We start from the raw sequence: 21,213 nt of genomic DNA on the forward strand, positions 1-21,213 counted from the left end.
CCTGTAATCCTTGGGCAAAATATCGTGGTAGCCGCGGGTCAGACAGGATTTTCAGATGCGCGATAGACGCAAGAATCCTGTCAGCCTGGCAGCCGGTGTCGATCAGCCAAGGAGAGTCGGTGGTTCCGGTTCGGGAGTGAGGTCACTGCCGTGCAGGACAGTGATGGTTGCCCAGAAGGGCAGAGCTGGACTGGCTTCGCGTGCTTCCAGCATAGGCGCGTCATTACGAACGGCCAGCGGAACGACGCAGCCCATGGCCGCGATGCATTCCAGGGTCATGCCCTTGCAAGGCTTCTGAGCAGGTTGTTGCTGCTGTGCCATTATCTTCATGCAGTCTTCCGACATCCCAGCCACGGCCTGCACAGACGTGGCCATTGGGGCGGACATCGCAGGCGGAGCGGACGCAAAGGCCGCCGCTTGGCCAATCAAGCCAACCATGGCTCCCAGAAGGAGAAGAAGTTGCAAAACGCGTTTCACAGCCGTTATTTATTACGCCTCGTAGCATCAAAGATCAACGAGATGGTCACCCGCCGTGTCGGGCAAATACCGTCTGACCCGCCGATCCGAAGGCGATGACAGAGTAGGGTTGTGGTTTTTGGCCGGGGACTTCCATCCCCGGAGAACCCAGCGGCATGCCCGCTACGGCCAATCCCTTTACGCCCTTCGGGCGCTTCGCGATCGCGCGCTTCATGTCGGCAATGGGAACGTGGCCCTCGAAAACCATGCCATCGACAATTGCAGTATGGCATGATGCCAGCGCAGCGGGCACGCCTTGAGCGCGTTGAAAGCGGCCGCGTTGCTGGTCGTCGACGATATTGACGCTTTGTCCAAATTGTCTGCGCACCTGGGCCGCCCACTGTTCGCAGCAACCGCAACCAGGGTCACGATGCATGATGATCGGGGCAGCTTCGGCGCTGGCGACGGAGAAGGCTGCTATGAACGCAGCGAGGGCAAATTTGAGTGTCATACGATCCCTTATTGGTTCCCCCGCCCCTGGGCGGGGGAGGAAAGGTCTATTGGGCGCGCTTGTTGTGGGCTCTCAGCCAGCCTTGAAGCTCGCCCACTTCTCGCGTTTGCTCGGTGATTGACTTGTTCGCCATCATTCGGACCTGCGCGTCCTTGGTGTCGCGCAAAACGATGCGTGACATCGCAATCGCACCGCGATGATGCTCGATCATCTTGCGCACCCAGGTCTCCGTTGCATCGCTGCCCGTGGCGGACATCATCTTCTGATGCATCTCCATTTCTGCAGGCGGGTAAGGATTGGCTGGCGTGGGGTTCATGGTCTGGCGCATGTCCATCTTGCTATGGTCCATGCCCTGCATTTGGGCGATCGCCGGCGCGGCCACCAGTCCAGCGATGATGATGGGGACTATTTTCTTCACAATTCTCTCCTCAGCGCCCCGCATTGATAATACGCATGGGCGCGCCATTTCCCTCGTGAGGCGGCACAAAATTTACGGGAACGGGAGCGCGAAGCCTACTTGCGGGCTAGAATAGCCTTCATTTCATCGATTTCGCGGCGCTGAGATTCCTCGATGCCGCTGCACAGACGAACGATTTCCGGATCCTTCAAGGAGGCCTCGCGGCACATCAGGATCGCGCCCGAATGATGCGGGATCATCGATCGGAGGAATGCTGTATCGCCGATCGTTGTTTGCGTGCGGATGAGGGCAAATGATCCGGCGAATATCGCAACTGACCCTAATATAAGGGCCGCGTTTGCCTTTTTCGACGGGAACATATGGCCCATCGCGAGGACCATCAGCACCACCATGGGCGCCACCATCATTAGCGTCATGTAGAGCATATTCAGGTTGTTGTAGAAGCTCCCCAAGCTGTCGATCATGACGAACATCACCAGATACATGATGACGCCGCCAACCAAGGTCTGCAGGGCGAGGCTCGCATAGGCATTTTTCATCATTGGTCGTCTCCTTTGGCCCCCGCCCCGATCCTGCTTGACTATTCAACCCGTGCGGCGTCGCTTTCGCGGCCACCGAAGATACAAAAGTGCCGAACCCGCGATCGCCAATGCGAGACCACCTGCGGCAAACACCATCAACCACGGCGTGTTGAAATTTTCGTGGTTTTTCCAATCCATGATGTGGAGCGCCCAGAAGAAATCGTACAGGCGCCACGTTCCATTTCTCACAGCGACGATCCGACCACTATTCTGGGCAACATAGACGCTGGTCGCTTCGCGGTCAGGGAAGTCCACCCGCCAGGCCGGCAGGACGCCCTTGAATTCTGGGGTCGACGCCACAACCAGGCGCACGCTCGGCGGCTCCGACGTACCACGGTAGGCCTGTATCGCCACCGCGCGAGCCATCGCAGCGTTCACGGGACCAAGTCGACGACCTGTTTCTGCATCGTGGAGTGAGATCGTCCCATCGATAGACTCGACCTCCGCAATCTCGCGGCCGAGCAGCGCGCGATATCGGACTTCACGCACGGGTCTGGTCGCCGCGCGCAACACTAGGTCCAACGGCGCGCGCGATCTCGACTGTTCCAATATCGCCGGCGACGATCGCTCGACGAGATGTTCACCGCGGACTCGCTCGATCGGCAACAGGCTCATGACAAGACCGCTCGCAAACCAAAACAGCAGCTGGACGCCGATAACCAGGGCTAACCAGCGATGAACGCGGCTAGCCCCGATGTGGAAGCGGAGTTTGGCGCTTCTCAGAACCAGGTCCGAACACCGATTACAAAGCTGGCCGCCTTCACGTCCCCTCCGTCTGAGCGTGCATAGTCCGCCGTCCGCCCGAACTTTCGGTCGTAAGAAACGCCGATGTAGGGGGCAAATTCGCGGCGCAGTTCGTAACGCAAACGCAGTCCCAATTCGGCGTTCGTGATGCCCGCTCCAATCCGCGTCTCCGGGACATTTTGTGCTGAAAGGTTCACTTCCAGGCGCGGCTGGAGAATGAGGCGTTGCGTGATACGCTGATCATAATAGCCCTCGATCCGCCCCAACACCTCGCCTTTGTTCGACAGAAACAGGGCAGCCTCGGTCTCAAACCAGTAAGGCGCCACCCCCTCAATACCGATCGTCGCATAAGTACGGGATGGGTTGGGTTTGAAATCGTAACGGACACCCGCCTGGAGGTTCCAATAAGGGTCGAGTGCACGACTGTAGAGCGCCTGAACTTCTGCGGTCTCCATGTAGGTGCCGCTTCTGCCAGCAAGAACGCCCTCACCCTCTGTCTTGACCACCAGCCGATCGAGATCCTTGCCGAACCACGCCTCCCCGTCCCACCGATAGCCGTCGCGGCCGTTACGGACCTGATATTCCGCCAGATTGAACAGGATCATCGAGCTGGATGAGCCGCCATGTTCCTTATGCAGCATGGTACGCGAAGCCGCCATCTCGCCGTTTTTGTAGACGCGGTCGGCATAGTTGTCGGTAGGAGGTTGGGGTGCAGGGGCGTTGCCGGGCATGAGACTGGTGCCACCAGCGCCATGGGCTGCCATCGGCCCATCCATCGCCATGCCGGGCATCGACGACATATCGTGCTGCATCGGCTGACCGCCGGGTGCCGCCTGCATGTCCATGCCGGGCATGTCGTGTTTCATCGTACCGCCCGCCCCATCGGGCATGGTCATGCCAGGCATGCCGGACATGTCGTGGCCGGCATGCGGGTCAGCCGTTGGAGGCGTCTTGTCACCGGGCATCTCCATGCCGGACATAGCCCCCATGCCCGACATGTCGTGCGGCGCCGACTTGGGTTTTGCTGCCGGTGCCCGGCGCTTCGGGGTGGCAGGCTTGCCCTTAGCCGTGGGCGCAGCGGCGCGCCTGGGCTGGCTTGCTGGCTTGGCCACCGGCTTTTTCTTCGCCGCTGGCTGAGCAGCAGGCATGTTCATGCCCGGCATATTCTGCATCGACTGCGCGCTGACTGGGGTCGCCAAGGCGAGCGGGGCCGCGCCGATCAGAAGGAGAAGCGACTTCATGCGGCATCTCCCCGGGGACGGACGGAGACGACGCGCATCATCCCGGCATGCATGTGATAGAGCATATGGCAGTGAAACGCCCAGTCGCCGACTGCGTCTGCGGTGACGTCGAAACTTACCTTGCCTCCTGGTGCGACATTGACGGTGTGTTTGCGCGGCGAATACTCGCCATGCCCGGTCACCAGCTCGAAGAAATGCCCATGAAGATGGATCGGGTGCGACATCATCGTGTCATTGACGAGCGTGACGCGGACCCTTTCGTTTTCGATAAAGGGAATGGGCTCGCGCTTGTCACTGAGCTTCACCCCATCGAACGACCACATATAGCGTTCCATATTCCCGGTCAGGTGGATTTCCATCGCGCGGTCTGGCGCGCGAACATCGGGGTTGCGCTCCACCGCCATGAGATCGCGATAGACAAGAACCCGGTGGCCAACGTCTTCGAGACCCTGTCCCGGTTCTCCCGTGCGATCCATCGGCATGGGCGAGATCGTCTGGACACCCGGTCCCATCTTAACCTGCGGCGCTTTGCTGGCGTCGCGCATGTTCATGCCGCCCATTCCGCCCATCGCCATGCCGCCCATTGTATCACCGGACCCGCTGCCCATTCCGGGCATGTTGGCCATGGAACTATCCGCCGGTTTTTGCATGCTTGGCATCGACGCGCCGGCCCCCATATCCATGCCTGCCATCCCGCCCGCGGCAGCTCCGCCGGCAGACATGTCATGCCCCATTGCTGCGTGGTCCATGCCGGACATGCCGCTCATATCCATGTCCCCCATGCCCATGTCCTTCATATCGGCAAGGGGCCGCTTGCGGAGCGGCGGAACTTCGGCCGTCATGCCTTCACGCGGAGCCAGTGTGGCGCGTGCCATGCCCGAACGATCAACGGATTCACCGACCAGCGTGTAGGCGCGATCATCGGTCGGAGTAACGATGACATCATAGGTCTCGGCAACCGCGATCTGAAACTCGTCGACCTCGACCGGCCTGACATTGAGCCCGTCGGCCTGAACAACCGTAAGTTTGAGACCGGGAATCCGGACATTGAACGTCGTCATCGCGGAGGCATTGACGAAACGCAGGCGAACGCGCTCACCTGGCTTGAAAAGCGCGGTCCAGTTGTCCCGTGGGCCATGCCCATTCACGAGATAGGTATAGGTCGAGCCCGTGACATCGGACACGTCGGTCGGATCCATCCGCATATTGCCCCAGTCAAGTCGGTCCTTGAGGGGTTGGTCTTCCTTGGCCAGCAGACCGGCGAGCGTTTGCCGCTGATAATTGAAATAGCCACCGCCGACCTGCTTGAGCTTCCGGAAAATTGCGTGCGGATGCATCTGGCTATGGTCGGAGAGCACGATGACATGCTCTCGATCCGACTGAATCGGATCCTCGCCTTCCGGGTCGATGACAATCGGTCCGTAATGACCTAACTGCTCCTGCAGCCCCGAATGGCTATGATACCAATAGGTGCCAGCCTGGACGATGGGGAACTCATAGACAAAGGTCGACTTGGGCTTGATGCCGGGGAAGCTGATGCCGGGCACGCCGTCGAACTGGAACGGCAAAAGCAGGCCGTGCCAGTGGATCGAGCTGTCTTCCTCGAGATCGTTGATCACCGACAGGCGGACGTTTTGGCCCTGACGCAGACGGATGAGGGGCGCAGGCACAGTGCCATTGATGCCGATGGCATGGCTTTGTCGGCCGTCGATCATCATCATCTGATGCGCGATCTTGAGCGTGATATCGTTCCCGCTGACCGTTGGCAGTGGCTTGGCAATCCCGGACGAAATGGGTTGAGCCCATGCCGGCAGCCATGCCGACAATGCGAGGCCACCGCCGGCCAGCGCAGCGCCGCGGAAAAGGTCGCGGCGGTTCAATCCGGGGGACATAATATCTCCTTGTTCAACGTGCAGCACTTTGGGTCCGAAAAGACGCTTAAGCGCGGTATCTCTTTATCCTTACGCGCGAGCAGCGCGCACCCCTCATTCCTCAGCGAGTATTTCTGCGAGGCGCGCGCGCGCGCGATACAGGCGCGTCTCCACAGCCTTGCTACTGACGGAAAGCGCTTTGGCGGCCTCTGATTGACTGAGCCCTTCGACGGTCCTGAGCATCAGGACTTCACGCAACGTGGCAGGCAATGCGCTGATCGCCGCCGACAGTCGCTCCACCTCTATTTTCGATTCAGCACTGGCATGTGCGGAGGGTGCGTCATCCGGCACTTGCTCAATCTCATCATCCGACGGCGCGGAGTCAAATGTGAAGAGCTGCCGCACCCTCTGGCGGCGGCGCCAATCGCGACATTTGTTAATCGCGATCCGGGATAGCCAGGCGCGCAACGGACGCGCACCATCATATTTCCGCAGATGGCTGAACGCGGATACAAAGCAGTCCTGCGTGAGATCAAGTGCTTCCTCGGCATTCCCGACCAGGCCGCGCACCAGTCGAAATATCGCTGTCTGGTGCCGACGCATAATCTCGGCGAAAGCCGACTGCCGACCGGCAAGCGTCAGTGCCGCTAGTTCACCGTCCGAACACGCCTGGAGATCCAGACTCACCGTGCATCGTCGGTGAGCGCGTGAACCACCGCCTGATCGAAGGTCTTGGCCTGATCGGGGCGAAGGATTTGCCGCATGGCGAAGATGTGCCCGAGCGTTTCCTTTTGCAGTTCGCCCATTGCCTGATGCGACTGATCGACGGCCGCGGTCACACGCGGCCCTTCGCCATGTTCGACCTCGATCGCGGCTGCGAGACGCGCATTGTCCGATCGCAGTTCAAGCTCCAGCGCGCGCCGACGCACGGCGAAACCCTGCTCTAGCAGCTCGATCTTGGCCTTCTGACGATCATCCAGATCGAGCTTGCTGTGCAAGACATCGTGGAGCTCGACGCCGGCTGCCTTGGGCTGCGGGAAAAAGTAGCGGCCCAGGAACACGCCCGCAACCGCCGATGCAAAGGCGACGATGGCGACGAGGAGGAGCAATTTGGGCTTCATTGAGAACCTACCAGCAGCGTCGAAGGGGCAAGCGGATTTGATGGCCCGAAAGGCGATAGCGTGACCGACGCCTCGGCACGCGGCGTAAAGCCATTGCTGGCGATACCCAGCAGTACCGCTCCGAAAGCCGCGACCGCACCGAGGCGGAATTGAGACGCGGTCGAAACCTGCGGCAATGCCGCTATGCGTCGGAACACAGCATCCTCCAGACCAATCAGCCCCGGATGCGTCGGTTCGTTGCGTAAGCGGCTCAGCAGCCGGTCCAGGTCGGTATCCATCGAAAAATCCAATCCTCAATCAATCCGGGGCAACGGCCCAGGACGTGTTCTTTACTTTCCCCTCTATCAGCCTGTCCGTCAAAGCATCGCACATAGCGGCCAGATCTGAGCAACAGCGACGGAGCAGCCGCAACGCTATGGCGCCGTCTTCGTCATCCCGGGCATATCCTTCATCATCGCGTCATGGTCTTCGGGCGCACTGGCTATTGCCGCCTGATATTGGGCGGGTGACATACGCGGAAGTTGCCGCACGAATGCCACCATGTCCCAGATCAGTTCGTCGCTATGGGTCTTACCCCAAGCTGGCATCGCGGTCAGCTTGACCCCATGCTTGATGATCCAGAATTGCTCCTTTGGCGATCTTTGCTCCTCGCGGGAAAGCTCCGGCGCCCTCGGATAGAGTCCCTGGCTGATTTCGGACTTTTCCAGTCCTGGCCCGAGATGGCAGCCGCTGCACATCTCGGTGTAGAGCCCCGCCCCGCTCTGCAGCCGCTTCACGTCCCCAAGGTTGGCCGGGACATTCACATCACGAGATCGCACGGCGATGGAACGATCTCGGAGCTGCTCGATCAGCCAATAGACCGGTTTGGTGTGCGGCGAATCCGCCCCGATGTCATAGGCACCCACATAGACGACGATCCCCGCTAGCGCGCCGCCGACCAGCGCTGTCGCAGCGATAAAACCTACACTTGGAAAGTGCCTGCGCAGCCAAGTCGTCCTAGCATTCTCCATAGCTTCCTCCCGAGCGGCAGCGTCCCTTGGATCCGGGTGGTTCTCACACCCATCCAATTGTTCATACGCACGGTGCGCTTCTACCCCTCATCCGCCGCCCAGATCTCATGCACAAATTCCGCCGGGATCCCGATGTGAAGAATTATTGCGCCTGATGAGGGGTGGCGCCGCGTGGTGCGTAATTCAATGTGTCGGCAGTCTCGCCGCCCATGGAGAAATCGATGTTTCGTAAAACAGTCTTTGCCGTCGCCATGGCGGCGTCTGTCCTCACCGCTACCGCTGCTCAGGCTCACCCTAAGCTCAATGCCGCAACCCCTGCCGCCAATGCTGTGGTCGCCGCCCCGACCAGAATTCAGCTCGTCTTTTCCGAAGCGCTTGTCGCGCAATTTTCCGGGCTCGACCTGACGATGACCGAAATGCCAGGCATGAAGATGGGGCCGATGAAGATGAATGGCGTCAAGGCAACAGTGGGCGCCGATGGCAAGACGCTTGTCGCGACGCTTGCCAAGCCGTTGGCGGTTGGAACCTACAAGGTCGACTATCACGTCGTCTCTGCCGACACTCATCGCATCCAGGGCAGCTATACCTTCAAGGTCAAGTAAGACCGTGCCTGACATCGTAGCGATCGCGGTACGGCTGGGGCTTTTCCTCGATCTCATGCTTCTCTTCGGATTGCCGATGTTCGGCCTCTATACGTTGCGCGGGACCGAGCGGGCATCCGGCTCGATCCTGCGCTTCCGGTCGGTGTTGGCGACAATCGCGCTGGCCGGCATCGGATTATCGGTCCTGGGCATGATGGTCCTGGCGGCCTCGATGGGGGGCGTGCCACTCGATCAGGTTGACGGCGCCACGGTCAATCTTCTCATATCGGGCACGGCGATCGGGACGGTCTGGCAGGTGCGGGTCGCGGCACTGTTGCTCGTCCTCTATTTTTCCATCGTCGGATGGCGCCGCCCCGCTTTCGCGCTGTGGTCTCTGTCAGCGACCGCCGCTATCGCTCTGGCGACCTTGGCCTGGACGGGTCATGGCGCGGCCGATGAAGGCTTGCGGGGATGGATCCATCTTGGCGCCGACATCATCCATCTTTGGGCAGCGGGCATCTGGATAGGTGCATTGTTCGCCCTTTGCCTCCTCGTTTTCCGCCCTGCCGCGCGCATGGCGATCGACCACATTCACCTCTCTCACCGCGCGCTGGATGGTTTTGCGAAGGTCGGATCGGCGGTCGTGGCGCTGCTTATCCTGTCGGGTTTGATCAACAGTTGGATTCTGATTGGACCGTCCAGGCTAGAATCACTTTTTACCAGTCTCTACGGCCTGCTGCTGGTGGCAAAACTGCTGCTGTTCGGCTTGATGCTGATGCTGGCGGCGGCAAATCGCTACTTTCTGACGCCATCGCTCGCGGCAGCAATCGAGACCGGGAATACCTCCTCGGCGATAGGGTCACTCCGCCGCAGCCTCGCAACCGAGACCGGGTGCGCCGTTACCATTCTTGCCCTCGTTGCCTGGCTGGGCCTGTTGGCCCCGCCTGCCTCCGGGATGTAATCCGGCGTCAAGGCAGCGCGCGCATTATTTCAAAGGCTTCATCTTTTGTCTATGTCGGCTGCGCAGTTCCATAAACGATCGATCAGAGCGCTGTTGATGCTGCTCTCTATGGCTCTCGTTGTTTCGCATGGCGGTCCAAGTCCTGTCATACATTCTGCTGAAATGGAACACAGACCACTCGCCGAATTACGCGTAGATGCTCATGTGGACGGTGCAAATGCTGGCGATACCGGCAGCAATGAAGAGCCCGCCACAGATCATTCGCATATGCCTGCGGATCGGGTGAACGACGTTACGCTGGCGTTTTGGAACCGCACAGTCCGCAAGAAGATGTTCGGCCGATTGGCGCATGATCTCCGCGCGCAGGATCTTCTCGCAGAATTGATGCGACCTCCCACACTTCGGTAGCGCCCACTCCTCACTTTCTAGCCATCTGCCCAATTCCATGGCGCCTAACCGTCGGGTCCGCGCCAGCGGCTGTCTAGGAAGGTGTGACGTTCCAATACGTAACGAATTCGGCCTCAATCATGAGACGCCGGATCAGTGGCGCATTGGCCTACCGAAATGATCCCGGTGATCAGGCGCATTCTGAGGTACGCCGCGCGCCGTCCTCGGGCAAATGAGGGCAACAAGTACAATGCTGATGGAAATCGCTTATGGCGTTGCCGCCCTGGCAGCGACGCCCACGGCACAGGTGCACTTATCCGAGCTAGGCAAGGCAGGTGCCCAGTGCCGTCCAGATGAGAACGGTCCGGCCATAATTATCGATGTTGCGGGTCTCAAAGACCGCGTTGGACTGTTGAAGCTTGAGGTGTGGCCACCCCACGACGACGATTTCCTGCAGGATGCCAACGTTCTCGTCGCTCAAGGCAAGATATTCCGTCGGCTCGAACTGCCGCTCCGTCGCGACACGCCCCTACGCATGTGCATCAGAGTACCGAGACCGGGCACCTATGCGGTCAGCTTGCTTCATGATCGCGATTCCAGCGGAAAATTCAGCATATTGGTCGACGGCGTCGGTTTTGCGCAAAATCCCAAACTCGGGTGGAGCAAGCCGAACGCGTCTGCCGTGACCCTTACTGTCGGACGAACGGCGACCCGGTCACGCATCGTCCTCAACTATCATAGGGGCTTTCTCTCCTTCGCGCCGTTGAAGGGGGAATAAGCAATGCGGATCGTTGATGTATGCGCTTTTTACTCTCCTCTCGGTGGCGGCGTAAAAACCTATGTTCGCCATAAGATGCGTGCCGGCCCCCGGCTCGGGCACGAGATTATTGTCCTAGTCCCTTCCATCCAGCCCGGCGTGGAGATCGTGGGGCCCGGCGCTCGAATCGAATATGTCGAAGGCAAACCGTTCCCGCTCGATAAGCGTTACAATTATTTCTACGATGAGGCCGCGTTGCACGCCAAGCTCAATGCACTAAAACCTGACTTCGTCGAGGCCTCAACGCCATGGAGCAGCGCCGGCATCGTCGCGCGTTGGCGCACCGACGTTCCGCGCAGCCTCATCATGCATGCCGATCCGCTCGGGAACTACGCTTACAGGTGGTTTAGAGGTGTAGCGAGCCGGCCGATGATCGATCGCGGGTTCGAATGGTTCTGGCAACGTCTGAGGCGCCTGGATGAGCGCTTCGATCATATCATATGCGCAAGCTCGGACCTTACGGCTCGCTTGAAGGAGGGAGGACTCAAAAAAGTCGTCATGAATCGTATGGGGGTCGAGCCTGACATATTTTCACCCGCTAACCGCGACTTGAACGCGAGGCGATATCTTCTTAAACTATGCGACCTTCCGGAACATGCTCTCCTGTTGGTAGGTGCCGGTCGCCACGCACCCGAAAAGCGCTGGCCAATGATAATCCAGGCTGTCACGGCCAGCGGTTATAAGCACCCTATCGGTCTGATTATAGCTGGTGACGGCCGATGTAGTGCTGCGGTTCACAAAGCCGTTGCGGGCAATCCCCACATCCGTCTCATCTCACCAATTTCGGACAGGAACGAGTTCGCCACATTCCTCGCTAGCGGAGATGCCTTGGTTCATGGCAGCGAATCCGAGACGTTCTGCATGATCGCCGCTGAAGCGCGCGCTAGCGGTCTGCCAATGCTCGTGCCTGACAGCGGTGCCGTCGCTGAGCATCTAGTCACAAATGCCGGATACCATTATCATTCAGCAAAAGCGGCAAGCCTCGCACAAGCGATCCAGCGTTTGGCGCGAGAAGGTGCTGATAGTCATCAGGCAACTGCGCGCGTCGCCGCTCAGGACACCCGCACTATGGACCAACATTTCACGGACTTATTTGACCTTTATACGTGCTCCGTCAGATCGAGACCAGGAGCTGGCACGGCTTGGAGAGACTTATCCTTGCAGTGTGCCAGGCCAGGGCTGTCAATGGCTCGAGCGCGAGCGAGCGATGTGGTCCGAACCTCGAGCCATACCTCCAAGGTCGATTAGATCTGTGCCGGACCTCATTGCGATCATGCTTTTCGGTGTCGAGTAGCCGATCCTGGACCTGATGGTTTCTGGTGACCTCGATGGATCGCTCCGCCTGCATCCGTGATCTAGTCCGACTTCAAGGCAGCGCGCGCGATATCGCCTTGATTGCCTTTAGACCCGAGCCAAACCGGGAAATCGCCTCCTTGTGCCGTTCGAGCTCGCCATAGGGAAGATAGGCGATTTCGAGGTCCGCGATCCGGCTGAACGCGGGCCTTGCGATTTGCGCTCGGACTTCGCTTTCGCGAGCGTCAGGAGCGACAAGGAACAATCCGGCTGTCGCGTGAAGATCGCTGCCGCTCAGCGCAAGGTCCAGCATCCGGACGATACCCGAATAGATAGACGTCGAATGTTCGACTTCGAAGGCTGCTGCGACCCGGTCGCCGCCCCGCTCCAGCCACAAAACGTCGATGAGGCGGATCGCATCCGCTCCCGTCGATGTCGAAATGGAAGTTGGCAGGCTTTCGAGGCACCCCTCCCCCAAGCGCACCCCGTCATGCAGCCGTCCCCGGTCATTGGATGCGATCCAGATGTCATACCCCAGCGCTAGACCGATATCGCGCAGCCACGCCTGGATTTCCGAATGAGTGCGGTCACTCTCGCCCTGCTTTTGCAGCGCTTTGTTGAGGGTTTGCGCTTCGGCCCGGGCTTGCTCGAGGCGCGCCGCCCAGGATCCTAGAGTCTGGTCTTCCTCGTCGCGCGGGGGCGCGGGATAGCGGCCCGAGCCGATGTCGAACAGAAGGCCACCAATGGCGCCCAGATCGTTCGACAGCAGATCGCGGAAACGCTCGTTCAGGTCGAGCACGCCCGAGCGCATTGCGAGAAAATGCTGCCAGCTTCCGAGCTTCACCTTGCCGCCGGTCAGCTTGTTGTATCCGTTGACGATCGCCGTGTTGAACGGCGGCACGAGGGTTGGATGCAGGAAATAGAGGAGGTTGGCCACCGCTGGCCCCAGCCCTTTGATGTTCAGACGATCGATCGTGTGAATACCTGCGATGATCTCTTCCGCGGTGTCGCAACAGGCGCAATGGTCCAGCAATCGACCAAACGCGCGTTGGTTCGCCGGGTTTTCATAGATGTCGGGAATGCGCAATTTGGGCTTCCAGAGAAACGCATGATCCGCCCCCTTGAATATCTGCCTCTGCTCGGCGACTGAATGAACGACCGTCTCCAGAGAAGAACCGCGATAGGCCACGCCAAACCGACCGGCTTCGATCTCGGCAACCACTTGAGCCAGACCACGCCTGATCGAGCGAAAATTCTTGATGCGCTCGTCCCATAGAAACCAGCTCTGGTACGTCGCGTTCGGGTCTTCCTTCCATCGCTGGATCAGTTGCCGCGCCAGCAATTCAAACTCCGCCAAACCCCGTTCCCCTTTCGCGTCGATCCTATTCGAGGCTAGCACTCCGCCCCATATACGACCAGTTTTTGCGCGGTCACCCCGAATAAAAAGCGGTCCTCGTCATCTGATATCGTCTGGAATATGCGTCAGCAGATCACGGGTATAGTCGATCAGGAGATCGCCAGCGGTTGCCCCGTAAAGCGCGAGGAACAAGATGAACGCCAGGAGCTTCGGGACGAAGCTCACGGTCTGTTCGTTGATCGATGTAGCAGCCTGGATCATCGAGATAATCAGCCCGACCACCAACATGATTATCAGCGGGGGGCCAGCGACGATCATGATCACCCAAAGCGCCTGGCCCATCGAGGCCGAGAAAGGGCTGTAGGTCTCCATTGCTCCCACCCCACTATGATGCGGACGCCCCTGCCCGTGATGCTGCAACCTTTGTTGCGGGGCGAGCGACACGGAGCGCGATCGGTTGATTCCAATCCGTCTTCCCCACATCCGCTCGCCCCGGCGCCACGCTGCGACCCGTGGGCACCTCGCCTGCCCATCCTGCCAGGCGATGGGCTTCATCTGAATTTACGCAGCGCTGGCGTTTACCCCTCACGACCCGCCAATTTTTTTCGAAGAATGCGCACGCGTTCGAGGGCAGAAGCATCGTTCCGCGTAATATCAGTGAAGGCTGAGGTTAGCGAAGGGCAAACATGTACGACTGCGTCATCATAGGCGGTGGCCCCGCGGGGCTGACAGCCGCAACCTATCTAGGCCGGTTTCTGCGTTCTACGCTGGTCATCGATGCTGGCGATGGCCGCGCGTCCTCCATTCCAGCCACGCACAACCTGATGGGTTTTCCAGAGGGCATATCGGGCGGCGATCTGCTGTCGCGGATGCGCTGGCATGCCCTGCGTTACGGCGCGAAGCTCTCCGATGGTTTAGCCAATGGGATTGTACAGACCCGGACGGGCTTCCTGGTCACTACAGGTGTCGAGGCCGTCAATACCCGCACGATATTGCTTGCCCAAGGCGTAAAAAATCATCGTCCGCGAATGGCGCTGGAAACGCATGATCGAGGCCTCGTACAAGGGCTGATCCGCTATTGCCCGATCTGCGACGGCTATGAGGTCTGCGGCAAGCGGGTGGCCGTACTGGGCTGCTCCGATCATGGTGCGGCCGAGGCTCTGTTCGTTCGCCACTACAGCGAAACCGTCACCTTGCTCGCGCAAGACAGTTCGCAACTGTCGGAGGCCGAAAAGGCGGATCTGGCTCGAGGCGGTATCGCGGTCGAACGCGCCCCTGTCCGAGATTTGTCGATCGATGGAAAGAATCTGATCGCTCAATTGATCGATGGCCGATTGCTTCGGTTCGACACCCTTTATGTTGCCCTCGGAACCTCCCCTCGCTCGGAACTCGCGCACATGGCCGGTGCGAAACTGGACCCAGCAGGGTGTATTGTCGTCGACGAGCATCAACAAACGACGGTCAGCGGCCTGTTCGCTGCTGGCGACATGGTCGAAGGGCTGGATCAAATTGCTGTTGCCGCCGGTCAGGCCGCCAAGGCTGCAACGGCGATCCACAATCTGTTGTCCGGCTGAGACGCCAGAGCAGAATCAGCCATCAAAAATATATCCATGTCGGGCTTGACCCTGACACGATGTTAGACCCCAGATTGCATTTCGTCGATAAGGAGACGAGCCTGTGACTGATCCTGTTCCAGCTAGCAATTCGGGCGCCCATAGCTGCTGCGCCGGCAAGCGCGTTGGCGGCACGGACGTGAAAACGGTCAAAGACCCGGTTTGCGGGATGATGGTTGATCCGACGGGAACGTCACATCATGCCTCGCATGACGGCGAGGACTATCATTTCTGCAGCGCGGGTTGCCGCACGAAGTTTGTCGCTGACCCGGAGCGCTACTTGTCCGAGGGTGAGAAGGAGGCGGCAACCGCTCAACCGGGCGCAATCTGGACCTGCCCCATGCACCCGGAGGTCCGCCAGGATCATCCCGGGCCATGCCCGATCTGCGGCATGGCCCTTGAGCCGGACCTTGTGACGGCAGACACTGGGCCGAGCGGTGAACTTCTGGATATGTCCCGGCGTTTCTGGATCGCCTTGCTGCTCACCATTCCGGTGTTTGTCCTGGAGATGGGCAGCCACCTCTTCCCGTCGCTGCACAATCTTGTACCGCCCCGACTATCTGGTTGGCTTCAGTTTGCGCTGGCTACCCCGGTCGTGCTCTGGGCGGGTTGGCCATTCTTTGAACGTGGGTGGGCGTCCGTGCGGACACGAAACCTCAATATGTTCACCCTGATCGCGATGGGCACGGGCGTGGCCTGGGCCTACAGCGTGGTAGCAACCATCGCCCCGTCGGTATTCCCGGCAGCGTTTCGGATGATGGACGGCACAGTCGCAATCTATTTCGAAGCCGCCGCCGTCATTACCGTGCTCGTGCTGCTGGGGCAGGTGCTCGAGCTGCGCGCCCGCGAGCGGACTTCGGGCGCAATTAAGGCGCTACTCAACCTCGCGCCCAAGACCGCGCGCCGCATTGGCGCCGACGGGGATGATGAGGAGGTCTCGCTCGAGCAGGTGGCCGTCGGTGATCGTCTCCGTGTGCGGCCCGGCGAAAAAGTACCCGTCGATGGCAAGGTCGAAGACGGCCGATCCTCGCTCGACGAGTCGATGGTGACGGGCGAGTCGATGCCGGTCACAAAGGCGCTGGGCGATGCAGTCATCGGCGGAACGATCAACCAAAGCGGCGCCCTCGTCATTCGCGCGGAGAAGGTCGGACGCGACACGATGTTGGCGCGTATTGTCCAGATGGTCGCTGACGCCCAGCGTTCGCGGGCACCCATCCAGCGCCTGGCCGATCAGGTCGCGGGATGGTTCGTGCCCGCGGTCCTGCTGATCGCGCTCATTGCCTTTGGCGTGTGGGGAATCTGGGGACCAGAGCCGCGTCTGGCCCATGGCCTGATCGCCGCTGTCGCTGTCCTCATCATCGCCTGCCCCTGCGCCTTGGGGCTGGCGACGCCGATGTCGATCATGGTCGGCATCGGCCGGGGTGCAGGGCTCGGCGTGCTGATCAAGAATGCCGAAGCGCTGGAGCGGATGGAGAAGATCGACACACTGGTCGTCGACAAGACCGGCACGCTGACCGAGGGCCGGCCGTCGGTTACCCGCATCGTTCCCGCGACAAGCTATGAGGAGACCGAGCTGCTGCGGCTTGCCGCCGGCGTGGAGCGGGCATCGGAACATCCGCTGGCGCTGGCCGTGGTCGCCGCCGCCAAGGATAGGGGGATTGCGCTTCCCGAGGTCACCGACTTTGATTCCCCAACCGGCAAGGGAGCGATCGGCACGGTCGATGGCAAGCGCATCACGCTGGGCAATGCCGGCTTCCTGTCAGAAAACGGGATCGAGGTTCGCGCCCTTGAGCCGCAGGCGGATGAGCTGCGCCAAGACGGCGCGACCGCCATCTTCATCGGGATCGACGGACAGGCCGCCGGCATCCTTGCCATTGCCGATGCAATCAAAGAAACGACGGCTGAGGCTATCGCGGCGCTTCGCAAGGAGGGCATCCGGGTTGTCATGCTGACGGGCGACAATCGCACAACAGCACAAGCGGTCGGGCGGAAACTTGGAATCGATGATGTCGAAGCCGAAGTGTTGCCGGATCAGAAAAGCGATGTGGTCTCGCGATTGAAAGCTGAGGGGCGCATCGTGGCCATGGCAGGCGACGGAGTTAATGACGCGCCCGCGCTCGCCGTCGCCGATGTCGGCATCGCGATGGGTTCGGGCACCGATGTCGCGATCGAAAGCGCTGGCGTGACCCTGCTGAAGGGCGACCTTAACGGCATCGTGCGTGCGCGCCGGCTTAGCGAGGCGACGATGTCCAACATCCGCCAGAACCTGTTCTTCGCTTTCATCTACAACGCTGCCGGGGTCCCGATCGCTGCGGGGCTGCTCTACCCGATCTTCGGCATCCTGCTCTCGCCGATCATCGCGGCGGCCGCGATGGCACTGTCCTCCGTCAGCGTCGTGACGAACGCATTGCGGCTCAACCGGGTGGAATTGTGAACATCGGCGCGGCATCGGACGCGAGCGGGGTCTCTCAGCGGATGATCCGCCATTACGAGAAAATCGGCCTGATCCCGTCGGCGGCGCGGCGGGATAGTGGGTATCGCGACTACTCGGATGCCGATGTGCATCGACTTCGGTTCATAGCCAATGCCCGCGACCTCGGCTTTCCAATCGAAGAAATCCGAAAGCTGCTTGATCTATGGTCCGATCGGGCCCGCGCCAGTGCCGAGGTCAAGGCACTGGCAGAGTCCCGCGCAGCCGACCTTGGCCGCAAGGCGGACGCGCTTAATGCGATGCGAGCAGCGCTGATGGATCTGGCGAGGAGCTGTCACGGTAACAATCGGCCGGAATGTCCGATCCTGACGCACCTGGCATCTTGAACATGTTTAGCGCGACGTGCTAGGGTTTACTTGTGCACTCGCGTCCCGCCAGTTTTGCAAGCTGGCGCGGCAGATCGGCGGCGATCTTGCGTTGCTGTCGGGGCGGCGCGTTCTTCCATGCCCGGCATTCGGGTTTGGACCTGCCGCCCCCCCGGCACTATCCAGCCGGCCGTCAAAACAGCACAGGTCGACGCACCGCGACTTCACAGGAACCTCATCAATGGCATTCGATTGCCAGATGCTTCAACTCATGGATGGGCACGAGCCGGTCGCGATAACTCGCAGCCTGCGCTTCTGTCTGTATGCATCCGGCGAGACGCGCCTTGTCGTGAGGTAGGGGCCTGCTCTTAAGAACGCTCTCGAGAGCACGCTTAGGAGCAGTGGATGCGGCAGATCACGGTGATGACCGGGCCGGAACGGCGGCGGCGGTGGAGCGACGAGGAACGGCTCCAGATTTTGGCAGAAGCCTTTGCGCCTGGGGCCAGCGTTTTGGCTGTGGCGCGTCGGCACGATATTTCCACGGCGCGCATTTACACGTGGCGCAACAAGCTGCGGCAGCCGCCCGCCCTGACGGAGTTCGCCGAGGCGGTGGTTGACGATGGCGAACAGCAGAATGCGCACCAGGCCGCAATGCCGGTGATCATCGTGGATCTGGGTGGCAAAGGGCGCGTGAGCATATCTGCGTCGGCACCAGCTGCCTTGGTGTCGGCAGCGCTCAAGGCCCTGCGATGATCCCAGCTGGCGCGCGGGTGTGGATTGCGATGGGCCACACAGATATGCGGCGCGGCATGCAGAGCTTGGCAGCAATGGTGCAGCAGAGCTTCTCGCGAGACCCATTTGCCGGCGATCTTTGGGTCTTTCGCGGGCGCAGCGGGGCGCTTGTGAAGATAATCTGGCACGACGGCCTCGGGATGTCGTTATATTCGAAGCGATTGGAACGAGGGAAGTTCATTTGGCCCGCCGCGAAGGACGGCGTGGTGTCGCTGACGAGCTCACAGCTGGCCTGTCTGCTCGACGGAGTGGACTGGCGGAACCCGCAATATAGCTGGCGCCCACAGAGCGCAGGATAGGCGCAGATTTTCTTGGCGGAGGCTGCATTTTCCGCTTCATCCGGGAGGTTTTTTATGATTCCATCCAAGTTGTGGACGCCGCCGTTTCGCCCCTGCCTGACGATATCGAAGCGCTCAAGGCGTTGGTACGGCTCAGTGCGCAGCGCGCCGATGAAGCCGAACAGCGGGCCACGAGCGCTGAAGCCGAACTGGCCAATGCCCGTGCCCGGGAGAGCGCCACCGAGGCGTTGATCTCGCACTACAAGTTGCAGATCGCCAAGCTCAGGCGCGAGCAGTACGGCCCCAGCGCCGAACGCACCCGCCGGCTTCTTGCGCAGATGGAGTTTGAGCTCGAAGATTTGGAGGCCGACGCCGCCGAAGATGATCTGGCCGCCGAGACCGCCGCGACAAAGGCGACGAACGTCACCGCCTTTGAGCGCAAGAGGCCAGTTAAAAAACCGTTCCCCGACCATTTGCCCCGCGACCGCGTCGTCGTTCCGGCGCCCTGTTCCTGTCCGGCCTGTGGCGGCATGCGCCTGTCGAAGCTGGGCGAGGATGTAACCGAGACGCTGGAGGTAATCCCGCGTGCCTGGAAGGTCATCCAGACCGTACGCGAGAAGTTCTCCTGCCGTGACTGCGAGAAGATCACGCAGCCGCCCGCGCCATTCCATGTCGTGCCGCGTGGCTGGGCAGGGCCAAGCTTCCTCGCCATGCTGCTGTTCGAGAAGTATGGGCAGCACCAGCCGCTCAACCGCCAGGCGGAGCGCTTCGCTCGCGAAGGCGTGCCGCTGAGCGTCTCCACGCTTGCCGATCAGGTTGGTGCGGCGTCCTTCGCCTTGATGCCCATCTTTCGGCTGATCGAGGCCCATGTCTTTGCCGCCAAGCGCGTGCATGGCGACGATACCACCGTGCCGGTCATGGCCAAGGGCAAGACCGATACCGGTAGATTATGGGATTATGTCCGGGATGACCGCCCGTTCGGCGGCGCCGATCCGCCGGCGGTGGTTTTCTATTATTCGCGCGACCGGCGCGGGGAACATCCCCAGGTGCACCTCGCGTCCTGGTCTGGGATTCTGCAGGCTGATGCCTATGCGGGCTATTTTGAGCTGTACGCTCCCAACCGCCAGCCTGGTCTCATCCTGGAGGCAGGATGCTTTGCTCACGCGCGCAGGAAGTTCTTCGAACTTGCTGACGTCGAGGGCGCTGCGCGCAAGAAGAGCCGCGGCGAGCGGACTGGCCCGATCTATCCGATTGCGCTGGAGGCGGTGCAGAAGCTGGACGCCCTGTTCGACGTTGAGCGCGGTATCAACGGCAAGACACCAGCGGAGCGGCTTGCCGCCCGTCAGGAGTTGAGCGCGCCACTGATCGCCGAACTGCACGACTGGTTGAACGCCCAACTCGCCAAGCTGTCGCGTAACCATGATCTCGCCAAGGCTATCAACTATATGCTCCGGCGCTGGGACTCCTTCACCCGCTTCCTCGTCGATGGCAGGGTATGCCTCACGAACAACGCAGCGGAACGGGCGCTACGCTGTGTGCCACTCGGGCGGAAAGCATGGCTATTTTGCGGCTCCGATCGCGGCGGTCAGCGCGCCGCCATCATGTTTTCACTCATTCAAAGCTGTCGCCTCAACGACCTCGATCCCCAGGCTTGGCTCGCCGACGTTTTTGCCCGCATCGCCGGTCATCCGGCTAATCGGCTTGGCGATCTGCTCCCATGGAATTGGAAACCAACAGCGTTGAAGCTGGAGCCGTGATCTCATAGCATCACGGCATGGAATTTGACCCGCAACCCGAACTGATTGAATCCTCTCTCTGCCGGTCCATCGAACAGGCGGGCGTACGGCTGACCATCAACATCGTGCGGCTCGCCACCGAACGTGGCTGGTCCCTCGAGGTCGTCAACGAGCACGGCACCTCGACGGTCTGGGACAATCTATTCCCCACCGACCGCGATGCCGATGCTGCATTCCGCGATGTGCTCGCTCAAGAAGGCGTCGAGGCCTTCCTCGGCAAGTAAGATGCCAAATCCCCCAGCAAACCGTCAGTAGCCGCGGTCCTCACCGGATGCGTACTTCTGTCTCGACGGCTGCCGTGATCGATCCGGGTTCGAGGGCCGCGATGAGGCTGCTCGATCACATTGACCTGAAGCGCCCCGGGTTTCCCGGAGGCATTTTCAATTGAGTCACGCAACCATATCGAGGGTCTCTCTGGCTGCATAGTAGTTTGCCTCGGCCTCGGCGGGCGGGATGTAGCCGATGGGGCCGAAAAGGCGCTGGTTGTTGAACCAATCCACCCAGCGCAGGGTTGCTATTTCGACTGCCGATGCGCTTGGCCATGACCTCTGACGCCAGATCACCTCGGTTTTGTAGAGGCCATTGATGG

25 protein-coding genes and 1 pseudogene are annotated in these 21,213 nt (G+C 60.6%); 12 read left to right on the forward strand and 14 right to left on the reverse strand.

Annotated elements, in window-relative coordinates; all coding sequences use genetic code 11:
- Window positions 1-102 precede the first annotated feature (102 nt).
- From SCA01S_RS20700 to SCA01S_RS20750, 11 genes are all read right to left on the reverse strand, one after another.
- The gene (locus tag SCA01S_RS20700; protein WP_225207622.1) at window positions 103-375 is read right to left on the reverse strand and encodes a hypothetical protein; all 273 of its coding nucleotides are present in this window, start codon (window positions 373-375) and stop codon (window positions 103-105) included.
- Between the two features lie 148 nt (window positions 376-523).
- The gene (locus SCA01S_RS20705) at window positions 524-967 is read right to left on the reverse strand and encodes a DUF411 domain-containing protein (RefSeq protein WP_017502283.1); all 444 of its coding nucleotides are present in this window, start codon (window positions 965-967) and stop codon (window positions 524-526) included.
- A 46-nt stretch (window positions 968-1,013) separates the two neighbouring features.
- Window positions 1,014-1,409 (reverse strand): DUF305 domain-containing protein, encoded by a 396-nt coding sequence (locus SCA01S_RS20710; RefSeq protein ID WP_017502282.1) that lies wholly within the window; start codon window positions 1,407-1,409, stop codon window positions 1,014-1,016.
- Between the two features lie 71 nt (window positions 1,410-1,480).
- Window positions 1,481-1,927: a DUF305 domain-containing protein gene (locus SCA01S_RS20715; protein ID WP_017502281.1), complete on the reverse strand. Its 447-nt coding sequence runs from the start codon at window positions 1,925-1,927 to the stop codon at window positions 1,481-1,483.
- A 42-nt stretch (window positions 1,928-1,969) separates the two neighbouring features.
- A complete protein-coding gene (locus SCA01S_RS20720; protein WP_062788666.1) occupies window positions 1,970-2,695 on the reverse strand; it encodes a PepSY domain-containing protein in 726 nt (241 codons plus the stop codon).
- Window positions 2,686-3,951, reverse strand: a complete 1,266-nt coding sequence (locus SCA01S_RS20725) for a copper resistance protein B (protein ID WP_017502279.1) — start codon at window positions 3,949-3,951, stop codon at window positions 2,686-2,688. The genes SCA01S_RS20720 and SCA01S_RS20725 overlap by 10 nt, the downstream gene beginning before the upstream one ends.
- A complete protein-coding gene (locus tag SCA01S_RS20730) occupies window positions 3,948-5,843 on the reverse strand; it encodes a copper resistance system multicopper oxidase (protein ID WP_021243450.1) in 1,896 nt (631 codons plus the stop codon). Before SCA01S_RS20730 ends, SCA01S_RS20725 begins: the two co-directional genes overlap by 4 nt.
- A gap of 93 nt (window positions 5,844-5,936) precedes the next feature.
- Entirely contained in the window at window positions 5,937-6,509 is a 573-nt protein-coding gene (locus tag SCA01S_RS20735) for an RNA polymerase sigma factor (RefSeq protein ID WP_062788668.1), read from the reverse strand.
- The gene (locus SCA01S_RS20740; RefSeq protein ID WP_031290470.1) at window positions 6,506-6,943 is read right to left on the reverse strand and encodes a periplasmic heavy metal sensor; all 438 of its coding nucleotides are present in this window, start codon (window positions 6,941-6,943) and stop codon (window positions 6,506-6,508) included. Before SCA01S_RS20740 ends, SCA01S_RS20735 begins: the two co-directional genes overlap by 4 nt.
- Window positions 6,940-7,221 carry a hypothetical protein gene (locus SCA01S_RS20745; RefSeq protein WP_017502274.1) on the reverse strand — a complete coding sequence of 94 codons (282 nt, stop codon included), beginning with the start codon at window positions 7,219-7,221 and terminating at the stop codon, window positions 6,940-6,942. The genes SCA01S_RS20740 and SCA01S_RS20745 overlap by 4 nt, the downstream gene beginning before the upstream one ends.
- Window positions 7,222-7,356: 135 nt before the next feature.
- A complete protein-coding gene (locus tag SCA01S_RS20750) occupies window positions 7,357-7,953 on the reverse strand; it encodes a c-type cytochrome (RefSeq protein ID WP_017502273.1) in 597 nt (198 codons plus the stop codon).
- A gap of 221 nt (window positions 7,954-8,174) precedes the next feature.
- Between SCA01S_RS20750 and copC the strand changes: the two genes are divergently transcribed.
- From copC to SCA01S_RS20775, 5 genes are all read left to right on the forward strand, one after another.
- Window positions 8,175-8,555: a copper homeostasis periplasmic binding protein CopC gene (copC, locus tag SCA01S_RS20755; protein ID WP_062788692.1), complete on the forward strand. Its 381-nt coding sequence runs from the start codon at window positions 8,175-8,177 to the stop codon at window positions 8,553-8,555.
- Between the two features lie 4 nt (window positions 8,556-8,559).
- Complete coding sequence (gene copD, locus SCA01S_RS20760; protein WP_062788672.1) at window positions 8,560-9,495, forward strand: copper homeostasis membrane protein CopD; 936 nt, start codon at window positions 8,560-8,562, stop codon at window positions 9,493-9,495.
- 51 nt (window positions 9,496-9,546) lie between these two features.
- Window positions 9,547-9,903, forward strand: a complete 357-nt coding sequence (locus SCA01S_RS22450; RefSeq protein ID WP_157089080.1) for a hypothetical protein — start codon at window positions 9,547-9,549, stop codon at window positions 9,901-9,903.
- Window positions 9,904-10,132: 229 nt separating this feature from the next.
- Window positions 10,133-10,660, forward strand: coding sequence for a DUF2141 domain-containing protein (locus tag SCA01S_RS20770; protein ID WP_084391167.1), 528 nt, complete (start codon window positions 10,133-10,135; stop codon window positions 10,658-10,660).
- Window positions 10,661-10,663: 3 nt separating this feature from the next.
- Window positions 10,664-11,947: a glycosyltransferase gene (locus SCA01S_RS20775; RefSeq protein ID WP_084391168.1), complete on the forward strand. Its 1,284-nt coding sequence runs from the start codon at window positions 10,664-10,666 to the stop codon at window positions 11,945-11,947.
- A 118-nt stretch (window positions 11,948-12,065) separates the two neighbouring features.
- Here the strand turns inward: SCA01S_RS20775 and SCA01S_RS20780 are convergent, their stop codons facing one another.
- Window positions 12,066-13,349: a type II restriction enzyme NmeDI-related protein gene (locus SCA01S_RS20780; protein WP_062788678.1), complete on the reverse strand. Its 1,284-nt coding sequence runs from the start codon at window positions 13,347-13,349 to the stop codon at window positions 12,066-12,068.
- 99 nt (window positions 13,350-13,448) lie between these two features.
- Complete coding sequence (locus tag SCA01S_RS20785) at window positions 13,449-13,721, reverse strand: flagellar biosynthetic protein FliQ (RefSeq protein WP_062788680.1); 273 nt, start codon at window positions 13,719-13,721, stop codon at window positions 13,449-13,451.
- A gap of 314 nt (window positions 13,722-14,035) precedes the next feature.
- On the opposite strand from SCA01S_RS20785, the gene SCA01S_RS21990 reads away from it, so the two are divergent.
- From SCA01S_RS21990 to SCA01S_RS20820, 7 genes are all read left to right on the forward strand, one after another.
- Window positions 14,036-14,923 carry an NAD(P)/FAD-dependent oxidoreductase gene (locus tag SCA01S_RS21990; protein WP_084391169.1) on the forward strand — a complete coding sequence of 296 codons (888 nt, stop codon included), beginning with the start codon at window positions 14,036-14,038 and terminating at the stop codon, window positions 14,921-14,923.
- Window positions 14,924-15,131: 208 nt separating this feature from the next.
- Window positions 15,132-17,396 carry a heavy metal translocating P-type ATPase gene (locus SCA01S_RS20795; protein WP_245652852.1) on the forward strand — a complete coding sequence of 755 codons (2,265 nt, stop codon included), beginning with the start codon at window positions 15,132-15,134 and terminating at the stop codon, window positions 17,394-17,396.
- Window positions 17,393-17,779 (forward strand): Cu(I)-responsive transcriptional regulator, encoded by a 387-nt coding sequence (gene cueR / locus SCA01S_RS20800; protein ID WP_062788686.1) that lies wholly within the window; start codon window positions 17,393-17,395, stop codon window positions 17,777-17,779. The genes SCA01S_RS20795 and cueR overlap by 4 nt, the downstream gene beginning before the upstream one ends.
- A 384-nt stretch (window positions 17,780-18,163) precedes the next feature.
- Complete coding sequence (gene tnpA, locus SCA01S_RS20805) at window positions 18,164-18,511, forward strand: IS66-like element accessory protein TnpA (protein WP_062788688.1); 348 nt, start codon at window positions 18,164-18,166, stop codon at window positions 18,509-18,511.
- A complete protein-coding gene (gene tnpB / locus SCA01S_RS20810; RefSeq protein ID WP_019052498.1) occupies window positions 18,508-18,849 on the forward strand; it encodes an IS66 family insertion sequence element accessory protein TnpB in 342 nt (113 codons plus the stop codon). The genes tnpA and tnpB overlap by 4 nt, the downstream gene beginning before the upstream one ends.
- Window positions 18,850-18,920: 71 nt before the next feature.
- Window positions 18,921-20,585, forward strand: coding sequence for an IS66 family transposase (tnpC, locus tag SCA01S_RS20815; RefSeq protein WP_062788690.1), 1,665 nt, complete (start codon window positions 18,921-18,923; stop codon window positions 20,583-20,585).
- Between the two features lie 17 nt (window positions 20,586-20,602).
- Window positions 20,603-20,848: a hypothetical protein gene (locus SCA01S_RS20820; RefSeq protein ID WP_019052496.1), complete on the forward strand. Its 246-nt coding sequence runs from the start codon at window positions 20,603-20,605 to the stop codon at window positions 20,846-20,848.
- Window positions 20,849-21,013: 165 nt separating this feature from the next.
- Here SCA01S_RS20820 and SCA01S_RS20825 read toward each other — a convergent pair.
- A pseudogene (locus SCA01S_RS20825) lies at window positions 21,014-21,213 on the reverse strand (IS3 family transposase); the annotation flags it as partial.

The sequence above is a fragment of the Novosphingobium capsulatum NBRC 12533 genome (genome assembly GCF_001598375.1).
Taxonomy (GTDB): Bacteria; Pseudomonadota; Alphaproteobacteria; order Sphingomonadales; family Sphingomonadaceae; genus Novosphingobium; species Novosphingobium capsulatum.